Origin of the sequence: Pseudomonas sp. PA-7-1E (genome assembly GCF_021605325.1) — a bacterium.
GTDB classification, from domain to species: Bacteria; Pseudomonadota; Gammaproteobacteria; order Pseudomonadales; family Pseudomonadaceae; genus Aquipseudomonas; species Aquipseudomonas fluorescens_BV.
In genome coordinates this window covers 76,737-90,508 of sequence record NZ_WKFA01000020.1, presented here as the reverse complement: position 1 = coordinate 90,508, position 13,772 = coordinate 76,737, and the positions used below count along the sequence as shown (strand labels likewise).

At 61.2% G+C, this 13,772-nt stretch carries 12 protein-coding genes; 7 read left to right on the top strand and 5 right to left on the bottom strand.

Annotated elements, in window-relative coordinates:
- Window positions 1-351: 351 nt before the first annotated feature.
- The 3 genes from GIW79_RS15380 to GIW79_RS15370 form a co-directional block, all read right to left on the bottom strand.
- Window positions 352-567, bottom strand: coding sequence for a hypothetical protein (locus GIW79_RS15380; protein WP_236454726.1), 216 nt, complete (start codon window positions 565-567; stop codon window positions 352-354).
- Between the two features lie 235 nt (window positions 568-802).
- On the bottom strand, window positions 803-1,909 hold the full coding sequence (gene aguA, locus GIW79_RS15375) for an agmatine deiminase (RefSeq protein WP_057975367.1): 1,107 nt from the start codon (window positions 1,907-1,909) through the stop codon (window positions 803-805).
- Between the two features lie 121 nt (window positions 1,910-2,030).
- Window positions 2,031-4,940: an aminotransferase gene (locus tag GIW79_RS15370; protein WP_236454721.1), complete on the bottom strand. Its 2,910-nt coding sequence runs from the start codon at window positions 4,938-4,940 to the stop codon at window positions 2,031-2,033.
- Between the two features lie 153 nt (window positions 4,941-5,093).
- Here GIW79_RS15370 and rfbB point away from each other — a divergent pair, with 153 nt between their 5' ends.
- From rfbB to GIW79_RS15335, 7 genes are read left to right on the top strand one after another with little or no spacing between them, the layout of a single operon-like run.
- On the top strand, window positions 5,094-6,176 hold the full coding sequence (gene rfbB / locus GIW79_RS15365) for a dTDP-glucose 4,6-dehydratase (protein WP_054896641.1): 1,083 nt from the start codon (window positions 5,094-5,096) through the stop codon (window positions 6,174-6,176).
- On the top strand, window positions 6,173-7,048 hold the full coding sequence (rfbA, locus tag GIW79_RS15360; protein ID WP_003187717.1) for a glucose-1-phosphate thymidylyltransferase RfbA: 876 nt from the start codon (window positions 6,173-6,175) through the stop codon (window positions 7,046-7,048). Before rfbB ends, rfbA begins: the two co-directional genes overlap by 4 nt.
- Window positions 7,045-7,590, top strand: coding sequence for a dTDP-4-dehydrorhamnose 3,5-epimerase (rfbC, locus tag GIW79_RS15355; RefSeq protein WP_034125512.1), 546 nt, complete (start codon window positions 7,045-7,047; stop codon window positions 7,588-7,590). The genes rfbA and rfbC overlap by 4 nt, the downstream gene beginning before the upstream one ends.
- Entirely contained in the window at window positions 7,587-8,456 is an 870-nt protein-coding gene (gene rfbD, locus GIW79_RS15350) for a dTDP-4-dehydrorhamnose reductase (RefSeq protein ID WP_236454717.1), read from the top strand. Before rfbC ends, rfbD begins: the two co-directional genes overlap by 4 nt.
- A 34-nt stretch (window positions 8,457-8,490) precedes the next feature.
- Window positions 8,491-10,299 carry a sensor histidine kinase gene (locus GIW79_RS15345; protein WP_034125510.1) on the top strand — a complete coding sequence of 603 codons (1,809 nt, stop codon included), beginning with the start codon at window positions 8,491-8,493 and terminating at the stop codon, window positions 10,297-10,299.
- Complete coding sequence (locus GIW79_RS15340; protein ID WP_236454708.1) at window positions 10,296-11,681, top strand: sigma-54-dependent transcriptional regulator; 1,386 nt, start codon at window positions 10,296-10,298, stop codon at window positions 11,679-11,681. The genes GIW79_RS15345 and GIW79_RS15340 overlap by 4 nt, the downstream gene beginning before the upstream one ends.
- Before the next feature lie 26 nt (window positions 11,682-11,707).
- Complete coding sequence (locus GIW79_RS15335; protein ID WP_034125508.1) at window positions 11,708-12,163, top strand: thioesterase domain-containing protein; 456 nt, start codon at window positions 11,708-11,710, stop codon at window positions 12,161-12,163.
- Between the two features lie 127 nt (window positions 12,164-12,290).
- On the opposite strand, the gene cysQ is transcribed toward GIW79_RS15335, so the two are convergent.
- Window positions 12,291-13,127 carry a 3'(2'),5'-bisphosphate nucleotidase CysQ gene (cysQ, locus tag GIW79_RS15330; RefSeq protein ID WP_034125507.1) on the bottom strand — a complete coding sequence of 279 codons (837 nt, stop codon included), beginning with the start codon at window positions 13,125-13,127 and terminating at the stop codon, window positions 12,291-12,293.
- Window positions 13,124-13,690 (bottom strand): ADP compounds hydrolase NudE, encoded by a 567-nt coding sequence (gene nudE, locus GIW79_RS15325; RefSeq protein ID WP_014716485.1) that lies wholly within the window; start codon window positions 13,688-13,690, stop codon window positions 13,124-13,126. Before nudE ends, cysQ begins: the two co-directional genes overlap by 4 nt.
- Between the last annotated feature and the right edge of the window lie 82 nt (window positions 13,691-13,772).

The following is a 13,772-nucleotide window of genomic DNA, read 5'->3' as shown; positions in this document are numbered from 1 at the left end:
ATTCTTTATCGGCGCTTGGGTGAAAGGAGGAGGGGCGAAATCTCCCACGGTCTGTACTGCGTCAACAGTCAGAATCGGGCTTTGTCCCTTCTCCTCCCTTCAAGTCCTAGCATACAAGCGGGCTTGCCCGCGAAAGCGGTGTGCCAGTCCCCAATCTTCAACTGAGCCACCGCCATCGCAGGCAAGCCAGCTCCCACACTGGTTAGATATTGTCCAAAAAATCAGCGCCTGGCGCAGATCCCTGTGGAAGCGGGCTTGCCCGCGATAGCGGTGTGCCAGTCCCCCAATCTTCAACTGAACCACCGCCATCGCAGGCAAGCCAGCTCCCACAGTCGGTTTCAGGTGTGTTCTTTAGTTGCTCATCAACTCGCACAACGCCTGCACTTCATCCTCCGTGAACAACCCCAACGGGTAGCGCTCACTCATCACACTGCGCAAGTCAGACGCTTGTCTGGCCTGTCGCGAGCCGTTCGCCTTCAACCAAAGGGCCAACGCATGGATGGCGTCTGCGTCGACCCGCAAAGGGTGGAACGTACGCGTGTTCATCAGGTGGACATCGGCATTCATTTCAGCGCTCTCTCCTGCTGCGTGAGCGGCTAACTTACTCAAGGTTTGTGACAGAACTGCACGGTCATCCCCCTTGGGCCACTGTAACCACAGCGATACAAGAGCTATGCCAATGTGCCCTGTTCACCAGCATGCAGGCATGAAAAAGCCCGCGACCGGGCTGGGTCGCGGGCTTGCGGGGAACACTGCAAACGCGCGGTGCTCGTGCGCCATCAAGGCGCTGTTACAACTGCACTCACTTTCGCTGCGGAGCTGGCTGCTGTTGGGTCAGGCAATGGATATTGCCCCCACCCAGTAACAATTCGCGGCCCGGCACCATCACCACTTCATGTTGTGGGAACAGGTTCTGCAGGATTTGCTTGGCCTGATCGTCCAACGGGTCATCGAAACTCGGCGCGATGATGCCGCCATTGACGATCAGGAAGTTGACGTAGGAACCGGCCAACCGCACGGTCGGATTACGCTCCTGGCTACCGTCAACCAGGTCTACCCCGGCGCATTCCTCCTCAGTGGCATACAGCGGACCCGGGATCGGCATTTTATGCACGATGAACGAGCGGCCCTGGGCATCGGTGCTGCTTTGCAGCACGTCCATGGCTGCGTGGCAGCGTGGGTAGTTCGGGTCTTGCGGGTCATTGGTCCAGGCCAACAGCACTTCGCCCGGGCGCACGTAGCAGCAGAAGTTATCCACATGGCCGTCGGTTTCGTCGTTGAACAACCCATCCGGCAACCAGATGATCTTGTCTACCGCCAGGTTATCGCTGAGTACCGCCTCAATGGCCGCACGATCAAAGTGCGGGTTGCGGTTGCGGTTCAACAGGCATTCTTCGGTGGTGATCAGGGTGCCTTCGCCGTCGACATGAATCGAACCGCCTTCAAGCACAAAGCCTTCAGTGCGGTAACGCGGTGCGCGCTCCATCTCGAGGATCTTGCCTCCCACCTGGGAATCGCGGTTCCACGGTGCATACAGGCCGCCGTCAAAACCACCCCAGGCGTTGAAGTCCCAGTTCACACCCCGTACTTCTCCACTGCCGTTGATAACGAAAGTGGGGCCAGTGTCGCGAACCCACGCGTCGTCATTGGACATTTCCACCAGGCGGATATTGGGTACGTCCAGGCGGGCACGGGCGTTTTCGTACTGGCTGGCGGAGACCGCGACGGTCACCGGCTCAAAACGTGCGATGGCCTTGGCCACCGCCACATGGGCCGCCTGCGCAGGCTTACCGCCCAGGCGCCAGTTGTCTGGGCGCTCGGGCCAGATCATCCAGGTCTGGGTCTGGGGCGCCCATTCGGCAGGCATGTGAAAGCCATCGGCGCGAGGTGTGCTGTGCAAGGTGGTCATGGCGATCAGGGCTCCGAATGGGGTGAAGGGCAACTTTATAATGGATAAAAATCGGCTTTAACAGACTAAAAACATGATAGGTGCTCGCGTCTGCAAAAAATAGCCGATAACAATCGATAAATCACAGTTGCTCATCCAGCACTTTCGACAGCATGTCCACAAAGAAGTCCACACTGCGTCTGGACGTCACCATCGGCGGCTTGATTTTGAGGATATTCAGATAATCACCGGTAGGCTGCATGAAAATCCCCAGTTCCCGCAGCCGGTCACACAACAAGGCGGTTTCTGCAGTCGCAGGTTCGAGGGTCTGGCGATCGCGCACCAGTTCAAGGCCCAGATAGAAGCCCGAACCGTGCACGGCACCGACGAGCGGATGGCGATCGATCAATTCCTCCAACCGTGCCTTGAAATGCCCACCTACCAGTTGGGCGTTTTCCCACAGCTTTTCCTCTTCCATCACATCCAGCACCGCCATGCCGATCCGGCAACTGACCGGACTGCCTCCTGATGAGGAGAAGAAGTAACCCTCGGCTTCCAGCGCCTCGGCAATTTCTCGGCGGGTGATCACTGCACCCAACGGCTGGCCGTTGCCCATGCCTTTGGCCATGGTGATGATGTCAGGCACCACACCTTGCTGTTCAAACCCCCAGAAGAAATGCCCCATGCGGCCGTAACCCACCTGCACTTCATCGGCGATGCACACGCCTCCCTGGGCACGGACCAGGCCATACACCTGTTGCAGGTAACCCGGTGGCAGGGAGATGCCGCCGGCATTGCCGTACACCGGCTCACAGATGAACCCGGCTAATTGACGCTGGCTCGCGGCGATTTTCGCCAGGTTATGCTCCACGCTTCGTACATAGTCCGGCGCGCTGTCCGGCCCGCGGAATTCACCGCGGTAGGTATTGGGCGCGGTCACCGGGTGTACCCAATCCGGGCGGCTGCTCAAGGCCTGGGGGTTATCGGCAATCGACGTGGACACGGCATCCGCCGCCACCGACCAGCCGTGATAGGCCTCCAGCACACTGAGCATGTCGCGCCCGCCGCTGTAGGCCCAGGCCAAACGAATCGCCAGGTCATTGGCCTCGGTGCCGCTGTTGACCAGGAACACCCGGTCCATGCCCTCCGGCGCCAACGCCAGCAGGCGCTCGGAGAACTCGGCAACCGCCGCGTAGTGAAACCGCGAGTTGGTGTTGAGCAACGACCACTGCCGAGCCGCCACTTCAGCCATGCGCGGGTGGCCATGGCCCAGCACGGCCACGTTGTTGAGCATGTCGAGGTACGATCGGCCCTGCATATCGATCAGGTGGTTACGCCAGCCGCGCTCGATACGCGGTGGGTCGGCGTAGTAGTGCTTCTGGGAGCGGGCAAAGCTGGCATCACGCCGGGCCAGCAGGGCTTCTGGGTCCAGTTCCGGCTCCGCATCACAGGCCAGGCCCAATAGAGCTGCGGGTGACGGGCACAACGCCTGCCACGCCAACGCTCGGGAAGGTGTGCAGAACAGCGGAGGCTCAAGGTCGGCGCGGCACAACTGCACAGTCAACGGCGCATGAACCTCGCCCAGCACCTGCCCTTTGACCAAGGTTGCGCCCGGCTTGAGTGATGTGCGCACGCCCCACAAGCGCAGGCTCAGGCCGCTGTCGTGCAAACACAGCAAGCCGTCGGTACCTTCACGCAGCATTCCCGCAAAGGGTGCTTCCAACACTGTGCCGTGGGGCAGATGCAGTTCGACATGCAGGGGGAACGTCTCGGGCTCTAGCGCACTGTCGGGGCGGGTGCGCGACAAGCGGTATTGCCCATAACGACTGGCCGCCAGCCCATGCACCGTCGCCGCTTGATCCAGCAAGCGCCGATCGATGCCGGGAGTCTCCCAATTGCCAGCCTCGAAATGCGGGCTGAGTACGCCCAGGTCGATCAGCGCAAACTCGCGGCCCACCAAGCCTGGCAATAAAGGCGCGAAGTCTTGGTTGGCGACGGGCGGTAATGTTTTGCCGACGCTGCGCAGAATAGCCGCTTGCATGAGTTCGAAGGGCACCGACGTGGCGATATGGAAGATTTCCCACTCGTGTTCGGCGTTTTTCTTTAGATAAACGTTGTCCGGGTCCAGGCGTTGCTGCTGCTCACTGCTGAGCACCAACACCGCCGCGCGAGCGACGATCAACGGCCACAACACCTCCAGCTCTTCGCGCTGCAACGGCGTGACCGCGTGGCAGGCCTGGATCGCCGGCAAGAGAGCAAATGGATCACCGTCGGCATGGTGCAACAGCGCCGCGCAGGTCACCGACAGATCGGCAATTCGCCAGGTGTGCACCAGATCGCCGAAATCGATCACGCCTTGTATACGCCAGTGCCGCTGGGCATCACGCTGCCACATCACGTTGTCGTCGGTGATGTCCATGTGCACCGCTTGCCAAGGCAGGTGTGCCGCCAACGGCTGGACATGCGCCTCGACCTGCCTGGCTGCCTGCTCCAAAGCAGCACGCTGCGGCAGGTCGGGCAAGGTTGCCAGCAGGTGGGTGATCAATGCTTGCGCGTGGCGCGGGTCCCATTGCAGGGTGCGCGCAAGGCCTGGGTGCTCGAAATCCGCCAGCGCGAGGCTCATCTGCCCGCACAGCTCACCAAAGCCTTCGATCACGGTGCGGCTCAGGTGGGGTAAATGCGTCAGGGGCTGGCCGTCGATGTAGTCCAGTAGCCGCAGGTGCAGGGTTTGGCCATCGACGTTGACCGTCAGCAACTCCTCACCCGCCAAGGTCTGGATGACCTTGGGCACACGCAGGCCGGCATGCGCGCCCAAGCTGCTGAGCGCTGCGTGCTGGGCCTGGAGTTCAACCGCGGCGTAGTCGCCCCGGCAGATTTTCAAAACGAAGCGGCCCCGCGTGCTGTCAATTCTATAGTTGAGGTCTTGCTGACTGCCCAATGAGTGTAATTTGCCCGCCATTCCATAGTGCCGCTCGAGCAGGCATGCTGCTTGCTCGGGGGTTACTTGTGGGCAAGGCAAGCTGGCACGGTGGGTCAACGTGGCTAACGACATTGTGACGACCTTTGTTTTTTCAGGCGTCTATATCGCCATTGTTCAGGGGCACAAGGCAACCCCCTAGTAATACAGCGCTTGCACCACCCGGCTCGCACCACTCAAGCTATGCTTCATCCGCATAATGTCTATCTAAGGAAAGGGCCCTCCGATATGCGCATTCTCGTTACTGGCGGCGCTGGCTTTATCGGCTCAGCCCTGATCCGCCACCTGATCCAGCACACCGAGCACGAGGTGCTCAACCTGGACAAGCTGACTTACGCCGGCAACCTCGAGTCGCTGACCAGCATCGCGTCCAACAGCCGCTATGAGTTTGTCCAGGCCGATATCATCGACCAGGCCACCGTCAGCGCCTTGCTCGCACGCTTCGAACCCGATGCGATCATGCACTTGGCGGCCGAGTCCCATGTCGACCGCTCCATTGACGGCCCGTCGGATTTTATCCAGACCAACATCGTTGGCACCTACAGCCTGCTGGAAGCCACGCGAGCCTATTGGCAGAAGCTGGCAGAGCCGGCAAAAAGCGCATTCCGTTTCCACCACATCTCCACTGATGAGGTGTATGGCGACCTGCACGGCGTGGACGACCTCTTCACCGAGACCACGCCTTACGCACCGAGCTCGCCGTATTCCGCGAGCAAGGCAGCGTCCGACCACCTGGTACGCGCCTGGCAGCGCACCTATGGCCTGCCGGTGCTGTTGACCAACTGCTCGAACAATTACGGGCCGTTCCATTTCCCCGAAAAATTGATCCCGCTGGTGATTCTCAACGCCCTGGCGGGCAAGCCACTGCCGGTGTATGGCGATGGTCTGCAGGTGCGTGACTGGCTGTTCGTCGAGGATCATGCCCGTGCGCTGCTCACAGTGGTCACCACTGGGGTTGTGGGCGAAACCTACAATATCGGCGGCCACAACGAACAGAAGAACATCGACGTGGTACGTGGCATCTGCGCCCTGCTGGAAGAACTGGCGCCGCAACGCCCAGCCGGTGTGGAGAAATTCACTGACCTGATCACCTTCGTCAAGGATCGCCCAGGCCACGACCAACGCTACGCCATCGACGCCAGCAAGATCGAACGCGAACTGGGCTGGGTCCCGGAAGAAACCTTCGAGACCGGCCTGCGCAAAACCGTACAGTGGTACCTCGATAATCTGGAATGGTGCAGCAGGGTCCAGGACGGCAGTTATCAGGGAGAACGATTGGGCAACACCGACTTGAAGGATCTAATCGCATGATGAAGGGAATTGTATTGGCTGGCGGCTCCGGCACTCGCCTACACCCCATTACGTTGGGAGTGTCCAAACAGCTGTTGCCGGTGTATGACAAGCCGATGATCTACTACCCGATATCCGTGCTGATGCTCGCAGGCATCAAGGACATTCTGGTGATCTCCACTCCGGTAGACCTACCGCAGTACCGAAACCTGCTGGGAGACGGCAGCCAGTTTGGCGTGCGTTTCACGTATGCCGAACAGCCTTCCCCGGACGGGCTGGCTCAAGCATTTATCATTGGCGAAGAGTTCATCGGTGATGACGCGGTGTGCCTGATTCTGGGGGACAACATCTTCCACGGCCAGCATTTTGGCGATCAGTTACGCACCGCAGCCGAGCGCTCCTCGGGCGCTACTGTTTTCGGCTATTGGGTGAAAGACCCGGAGCGCTTCGGTGTGATTGATTTCGATAAAGAGGGCCGCGCCCTTTCCATCGAAGAAAAACCGGCAAAGCCCAAGTCACCGTATGCCGTGACCGGCCTGTACTTCTACGACAACGACGTGATCAAGATCGCCAAGGCGGTCAAGCCTTCGCCACGTGGCGAGCTGGAGATCACCGACGTCAACAATGCCTACCTTCAGCGTGGCGATCTTCACGTTGAACGCTTCGGCCGTGGGTTCGCCTGGCTCGACACCGGCACCCATGACAGCCTGCTGGAAGCCTCGACCTACGTTCAGACCATCGAGCACCGCCAGGGTTTGAAAGTGGCATGCCTGGAAGAGATCGCCTATGAAAATGGCTGGATCGATCGTGATTATCTGCTGGAGCGCGCCAAGTACTTTGGCAAGACCGGCTACGGCCAATACCTCTACTCGCTTGCCGGAGAGACCCAGTGAATGTAGTTGAAACCACACTACCCGGCGTACTGATCCTCGAGCCAAAGGTATTCGGCGACGAACGCGGTTTCTTCTACGAAAGTTTCAATGCGCGCGCCTTTGAAATGGCCACCGGGCTCAAGCGTAATTTCGTGCAGGACAATCACTCACGCTCGCAAAAAGGCGTGCTGCGAGGTTTGCACTATCAGCTTGAACACACTCAAGGCAAGCTGGTGCGTGTCACCTACGGTGAAGTGTTGGATGTGGCGGTCGACATCCGTCGCAGCTCACCCAACTTTGGCCAGTGGGTGGGTGTCCGCTTGTCGGCACAGAACCATCGCCAACTCTGGGTGCCAGAAGGCTTCGCCCATGGTTTCGTGGTGTTGAGTGAGTACGCAGAGTTCCTGTACAAAACCACCGACTACTACCAGCCAAGCGCCGAGCGCAGCATTCTCTGGAATGATCCGACGCTGGCCATCGACTGGGAGCTGGCCGAACCGCCGCAACTCTCCGCCAAGGATCAGGTCGGCAAACTGCTGATGGAAGCTGACTTGTTCCCATGAAAATCCTCATCACCGGCCAACACGGCCAAGTCTCCCAGGAGCTGCAACAGCGGCTCAAGGGCCTGGGCGAACTCCTCGTCCTGGGCCGCGACCAGCTTGACCTGGCAAACGCAGACCTTATCCGCCAGCAAGTACGCACCCATCGCCCTGACCTGATCATCAACGCGGCGGCCCACACCGCCGTCGATCTGGCCGAGAGCGAGCCGGACGCTGCGTTCGCCATCAATGCCATCGCCCCCGGAATCCTCGCCGAAGAGGCCAAGGCGTTGGGTATCCCGCTGATTCACTACTCGACCGACTACGTGTTCGACGGCACCAAACCTGCCCCGTACACCGAAAGCGACACGCCGAACCCATTGGGTGTCTACGGCCAGAGCAAGCTGGCGGGCGAGCAGGCGATTGCGGCTGCAGGCGGCGAGTACCTGATCTTGCGCACCAGTTGGGTCTATTCCAGCCGCGGCAAGAACTTCCTGCTGACCATGCAGCGCCTCCTGCAGGAAAAACCGCAGATGCGCATCGTGGCCGACCAGATCGGTGCGCCGACCTGGGCCGGGACTATCGCCAACAGCACCCGCGTGCTGATCGAGCAGTGGCAGGCCGGTAAGGCAGGGGATTGGGGTGTTTACCACCTCACTGCCCAGGGTGAGACTTCATGGTTCGGCTTTGCCCAAGCCATTGGCGAGCAACTGCGCGCCGAGGGCAAGGCCTGCGCCGAGCTGGAGCCGATCCCTTCCAGCGCCTACCCGACCCCCGCCAAGCGCCCGCTGAACTCGCGCCTGGACTGCACCCGCCTGCAACAGCAATGGCACGTCAGCCAGCCACAGTGGCAAGACGCATTGCACGAGTGTCTTGCACAGCAGCACTAGGCATAATGCGCCTGTACCCACAGGCGCGACTTCCATGACCCCACCCCTTCCGCGAAGACCCCGCTGGCGCAGCCTCGCCCTGCTGGCTCTGTGCCTGGCACCGCTGTTGTGGCCGCTGGAGCATTTGGCCGAGCGCTATTACCGCAGCGAGCTGGCCGGGCAAAACCGCCAGACCCTCGACCTCTACGTCGCCAACTTGCTGGGCACCCTGCACCGCTACGAAATACTGCCGCAGATCCTCGGGGACTTACCGGCCCTGCGCACTGCATTGGGCGCGCCCCACGTCAGCACCCACCTGGTCAATGCCAACCAGTTGCTCAAGGACGTCGCCGCCCAGGCCGGGGTAGAGGTGATGTATCTGATGGACACCACCGGCAAGACCCTCGCCGCTTCCAACTGGGACAAGCAAGACAGCTTTGTGGGGCGCAACTTTTCCTTCCGTCCGTATTTCAGCGAAGCCATGGCCGGGCGCCTCGGACGGTTCTTCGGCCTGGGCACCACCTCGGCCAAGCGCGGCTACTTCTTCGCCGCCGCGGTGCGTGACGGCGATACCATCATCGGCGTGCTGGTGGTGAAGGTCGACCTGGACCACACCGAAAGCCTGTGGGGCAATACCCCGGAACAATTGCTGGTCACCGACCACAACGGCGTGGTGATCCTCACTTCGCGACCGCAATGGCGATTCCGCGCCACGCGGCCACTGACCGCCGAAGAACGCCAGGCCATCATTGCTATCCAGCCCTACCCCACCCGCGACCCGCAGCCGTTGAGCCTCAGCAGCAGCGCTTGGCTGCGCCAGTCCACGGCTATCGCCGAGACCGGCTGGAACGTGGAAATCCTCGCGCCGCGCTCGCTGATCAACCGCCCGGTGCGCACGGTCGTCGCCGTGGGCGGTGCCACGTTGTTGGTGCTGATGCTGTTGCTGGGGTTGCTGATGCAGCGCCGCCGGCACTATCTGGAACGCATCGCCTTCGAAGCCAAGGCCCGCCGCGAGTTGGAAATGCGCGTGGCCGAGCGTACCAGCGACCTGGAGGGCCTTAACCGGCGCCTTAAACAGGAAGTGCTGGAGCGCGAGCATGCCCAGCAAGAACTGGTGCGCGCCCAGGATGATCTGGTCCAGGCCGGTAAACTCTCGGCGCTGGGCACCATGTCGGCGAGTATCAGCCATGAATTGAATCAGCCACTGGCGGCGATTCGCAGCTATGCCGAAAACGCCGAGATCCTGCTCGACCATGAGCGCACCAACGATGCCCGCGGCAACCTCAAGCTGATCAGTGAATTGACCGGGCGCATGGCCTCGATCATCGCCCACTTGCGTGCCTTCGCCCGCCGTGACCGTCACGCGCCGGAGAGCGTGGCCCTGCAACCGGCACTGGATGACGCCCTGGCATTACTGGCCAAGCGTCGGCGTTCGATGGAGGTGGAGTTGATTCGCGACTTGCCAGAGGCGACCTTGTGGGTGCAGGCCGGTGAAACCCGTCTGCGCCAGGTGCTGGGTAACTTGCTGGCCAATGCTCTGGACGCCCTCACCGAAAAAGGCCCGCCACGCAGACTCTGGCTGAGTGCCGAAACCACGCCCCAGGGCGTCAACCTGTACATTCGCGACAATGGCCCGGGCTTTTGCATGGAAGCCCTGGGCCGCGCCAGCGAGCCGTTCTACACCACCAAGACGCGCACCCAGGGCCTTGGCCTGGGCCTGGCGATCTGCGACACCCTGATGCGCGCCTTCGGCGGCGAACTGTTGTTCGCCAACCACAAGGAGGGCGGCGCGCTGTTAACCTTGAAATTGCGCGCCGGCTCGCCGGGCGTCAGTCTGCAACCGTCCGAGGACCGCAGTGTATGAGTATCGACAACTCGATTCAGGTGGTATTGATCGACGACGATCCACACCTGCGTCAGGCCCTGTGCCAGACCCTGGACCTGGCCGGCCTGAAAGTCCTGCCCCTGGGAGAAGCCAACGGGCTCACCGCACGCCTGTCCCGCGACTGGCCGGGCGTGGTAGTCAGCGACATTCGCATGCCCGGCATGGACGGCCTGGAACTGCTGGCTGAACTGCACGGCCAGGACCCCGACCTGCCGGTGCTGCTGATCACCGGCCACGGCGACGTACCGCTGGCGGTGCAAGCCATGCGTGCCGGCGCCTATGACTTCCTGGAAAAACCCTTCGCCAGCGACGCGCTGCTCGACAGCGTGCGCCGTGCCCTGGCCCTGCGCCGGCTGGTGCTGGACAACCGCAGCCTGCGCCTGGCTCTCAGCGACCGCCAGCAACTCAGTACGCGCCTGGTAGGGCACTCGCCACAGATGTTGCGCCTGCGCGAGCAAATCGGTGCACTGGCCGCGACCAAGGCCGATGTGCTGATCCTCGGCGAAACCGGGGCAGGCAAGGAGGTCGTCGCCCGCGCCCTGCACGACCTCTCAAGCCGACGCAGCGGCCCGTTTGTGGCGATCAATGCCGGAGCACTGGCGGAATCGGTGGTGGAAAGCGAACTGTTCGGTCATGAACCCGGCGCGTTTACCGGCGCGCAAAAGCGCCGCATCGGCAAGTTCGAGTTTGCCAATGGCGGCACGCTGTTTCTGGATGAAATTGAAAGCATGAGCCTGGATGTACAGGTCAAGTTGCTGCGCCTTTTACAGGAGCGCGTCGTGGAACGCCTGGGTGGCAATCAGTTGATCCCGCTGGATATCCGCATTATCGCCGCCACCAAGGAAGACCTGCGCCAGGCCGCCGACCAGAGCCGTTTCCGTGCCGACTTGTATTACCGCCTCAATGTGGCGCCGCTGCGCATTCCCCCGCTACGGGAACGGGGTGAAGATGCGCTGATGCTGTTCCAGCACTTCGCAGACGAGGCCAGCAGCCGCCACGGCCTGCCCTTGCACGAACTGCAACCGGGCCAGCGCGCACTGTTGCTGCGCCACAGCTGGCCAGGCAATGTGCGGGAACTGCAAAACGCCGCGGAGCGTTTCGCCCTCGGCCTGGAATTGGCTCTGGATAACACCCAGGACCACCCCGCCGCCGGCGTGCTGACCTCCACGCCCGGAGGCCTGAGCGAGCAAGTCGAACAGTTCGAAAAAAGCCTGATCGCCGCCGAACTGACCCGCCCCCACAGCTCTGTGCGCAGCCTCGCCGAAGCCCTGGGCGTACCGCGCAAAACCTTGCACGACAAACTGCGCAAACACGGCCTGAACTTCGCCGACAGTGCCGGCCAGAGCGCCGATGACGAATGACATCGTCCACCTACAAAGAGGCCGCCATGAGCCGTGATAGCCGTTACCTGGAATCCATCCTTCACCACGACATCCCACTCACCCGGGAAATGGGCCTCAGGGTGCTCGACTGGCAACACGACCAACTGCAACTGCACCTGCCCTTGCAAGCCAATATCAACCACAAGAGCACCATGTTCGGCGGCAGCCTCTACTGCGGCGCGGTGCTGGCGGGTTGGGGTTGGCTGCACCTGAAGCTGCGTGAAGCCGGGATTGAAGACGGGCACATCGTGATTCAGGAAGGTCAGATCAGCTACCCGCTGCCGGTGACCCAGGACGCGACAGCCATTTGCGCGGCGCCGGATGAAAAGATCTGGAAACGCTTTGTGGCGACCTACCAGCGCTATGGGCGGGCGCGGTTGGCGCTGGAGACGTGGATTGTGAATGAAGGCAGTGCAGAGCGTGCCGTCGTCTTTACCGGCCAATACGTCCTGCATCGCTAGCAGCCATGACACAAAACAACTGTGGGAGCGGGCTTGCCTGCGATAGCGGTGGATCAGCCAATACCTGTATGACTGACACTCCGCCATCGCGGGAAAGCCCGCTCCCACATTTTGCTCTGCAGTGGCCTTAAGATCTGGCCAGGGTCAACAGCCGCTCACGCCACGCCGCCTTGGCCGGCAACGCCAGAAAGAACGGGTTCAGCAACGACTCCCGCGCCGGGTAACTGAACGGTTTGCCATTCAACTCCAATACTTCACCCCCAGCTCCTTCCAATACACCCTGGGCCGCTGCGGTATCCCACTGCGAGGTCGGCGCCAGGCGCGGATAACAATCGGCACTGCCCTCGGCTAATAAGCAAAACTTCAAGGAGCTGCCGATATTCGCCAGTTTCAACTCGCCCAAGCCTTCACTGAGGCCATTGAGCAGGCGCTCCTGCTCAGGGCTGGTATGACGACGGCTGGCCACCACCGTAAAGGCCTCACCCGAGGCCGGGGCCTGGCGTACTTGAATCTGCTTGGGCGCTGCATTGACGTCCGACCGCCAAGCCCCCAGGCCCGCGCCGCCGAAGTAGCAACGGCCAGTGGTCGGTATCGACACCACGCCGAACACCACGCGGCCCTGTTCGATCAATGCAATATTGACGGTGAACTCTTCACTCCCAGAAATGAATTCCTTGGTGCCATCCAGAGGGTCCACCAACCACCAGCGCTGCCAGCCGGCACGCACGCTCTGATCGATATCGGCGTCCTCTTCAGACAGCACTGGAATGCTTGGGTCCAGCGCGGTGAGGCCTGCGAGAATGAGATGGTGGGCAGCCAGGTCGGCAGCCGTCACGGGAGAATCATCCGCTTTGGACGTCACGGCTACCTCGGCACGCCAGTACGGCAGGATGGCTTCACCCGCCTGCCGAGCCAATTCAATGACCGGTGCGATAAACGGGTGGCCTAAAAACAGTTCGCTCATGCGGTGAACGCTCCACGCTGGGTCAACAGGTCTCTTACCAGATACAGCGCAGCCAGGGCGCGACCTTCGCTGAACTGCTCGTTTTGCGCCAGCGCCGACAGCTCACGCAGGTTGACCCGGTCTACCCGCATTGGTTCGGGCTCATCACCTTCAAGACGCTCTTCGTAGAGATCGGTAGCCAACACCACCTGGATCTTCTGGCTCATATAGCCGGGCGACAATGACAGCTCGGTGATGTGCTCCAACTGCCGTGCACCGTAGCCGGCCTCTTCCTTGAGTTCGCGGTCTGCCGCTGCAAGCACGTCTTCGCCGGGCTCGATCAGGCCTTTGGGCAACGACAATTCATATTCGTCAGTGCCGCCGCAGTATTCTTCCACCAGCACTGCATGATCTTCATCGATCATCGCCACAATCATCACAGCGCCGTAGCCCGTGCCACGCCCGACAAGACGCTCATAGGTCCGCTCAACGCCATTGGAAAAGCGTAATTGCACTTCCTCCACGCGGAACAAACGGCTACTGGCGACTATTTCGCGGGCGAGGACAGTGGGTTTCTGGCGCATAAACGGCTCCTTGGCGTGATCGGGTTACTATACCGTGGCTTTTCCGATTGTCTGTGTCGGATATTTTTACTTACATGAGACC

Bases quoted from the DNA above. Each gene is read 5' to 3' on its own strand.
- GIW79_RS15380 (WP_236454726.1), bottom strand. From the start codon at position 567: ATGAATGCCGATGTCCACCTGATGAACACGCGTACGTTCCACCCTTTG.
- aguA (WP_057975367.1), bottom strand. From the start codon at position 1,909: ATGACCACCTTGCACAGCACACCTCGCGCCGATGGCTTTCACATGCCT.
- GIW79_RS15370 (WP_236454721.1), bottom strand. From the start codon at position 4,940: ATGTCGTTAGCCACGTTGACCCACCGTGCCAGCTTGCCTTGCCCACAA.
- rfbB (WP_054896641.1), top strand. From the start codon at position 5,094: ATGCGCATTCTCGTTACTGGCGGCGCTGGCTTTATCGGCTCAGCCCTG.
- rfbA (WP_003187717.1), top strand. From the start codon at position 6,173: ATGATGAAGGGAATTGTATTGGCTGGCGGCTCCGGCACTCGCCTACAC.
- rfbD (WP_236454717.1), top strand. From the start codon at position 7,587: ATGAAAATCCTCATCACCGGCCAACACGGCCAAGTCTCCCAGGAGCTG.
- GIW79_RS15345 (WP_034125510.1), top strand. From the start codon at position 8,491: ATGACCCCACCCCTTCCGCGAAGACCCCGCTGGCGCAGCCTCGCCCTG.
- GIW79_RS15340 (WP_236454708.1), top strand. From the start codon at position 10,296: ATGAGTATCGACAACTCGATTCAGGTGGTATTGATCGACGACGATCCA.
- GIW79_RS15335 (WP_034125508.1), top strand. From the start codon at position 11,708: ATGAGCCGTGATAGCCGTTACCTGGAATCCATCCTTCACCACGACATC.
- cysQ (WP_034125507.1), bottom strand. From the start codon at position 13,127: ATGAGCGAACTGTTTTTAGGCCACCCGTTTATCGCACCGGTCATTGAA.
- nudE (WP_014716485.1), bottom strand. From the start codon at position 13,690: ATGCGCCAGAAACCCACTGTCCTCGCCCGCGAAATAGTCGCCAGTAGC.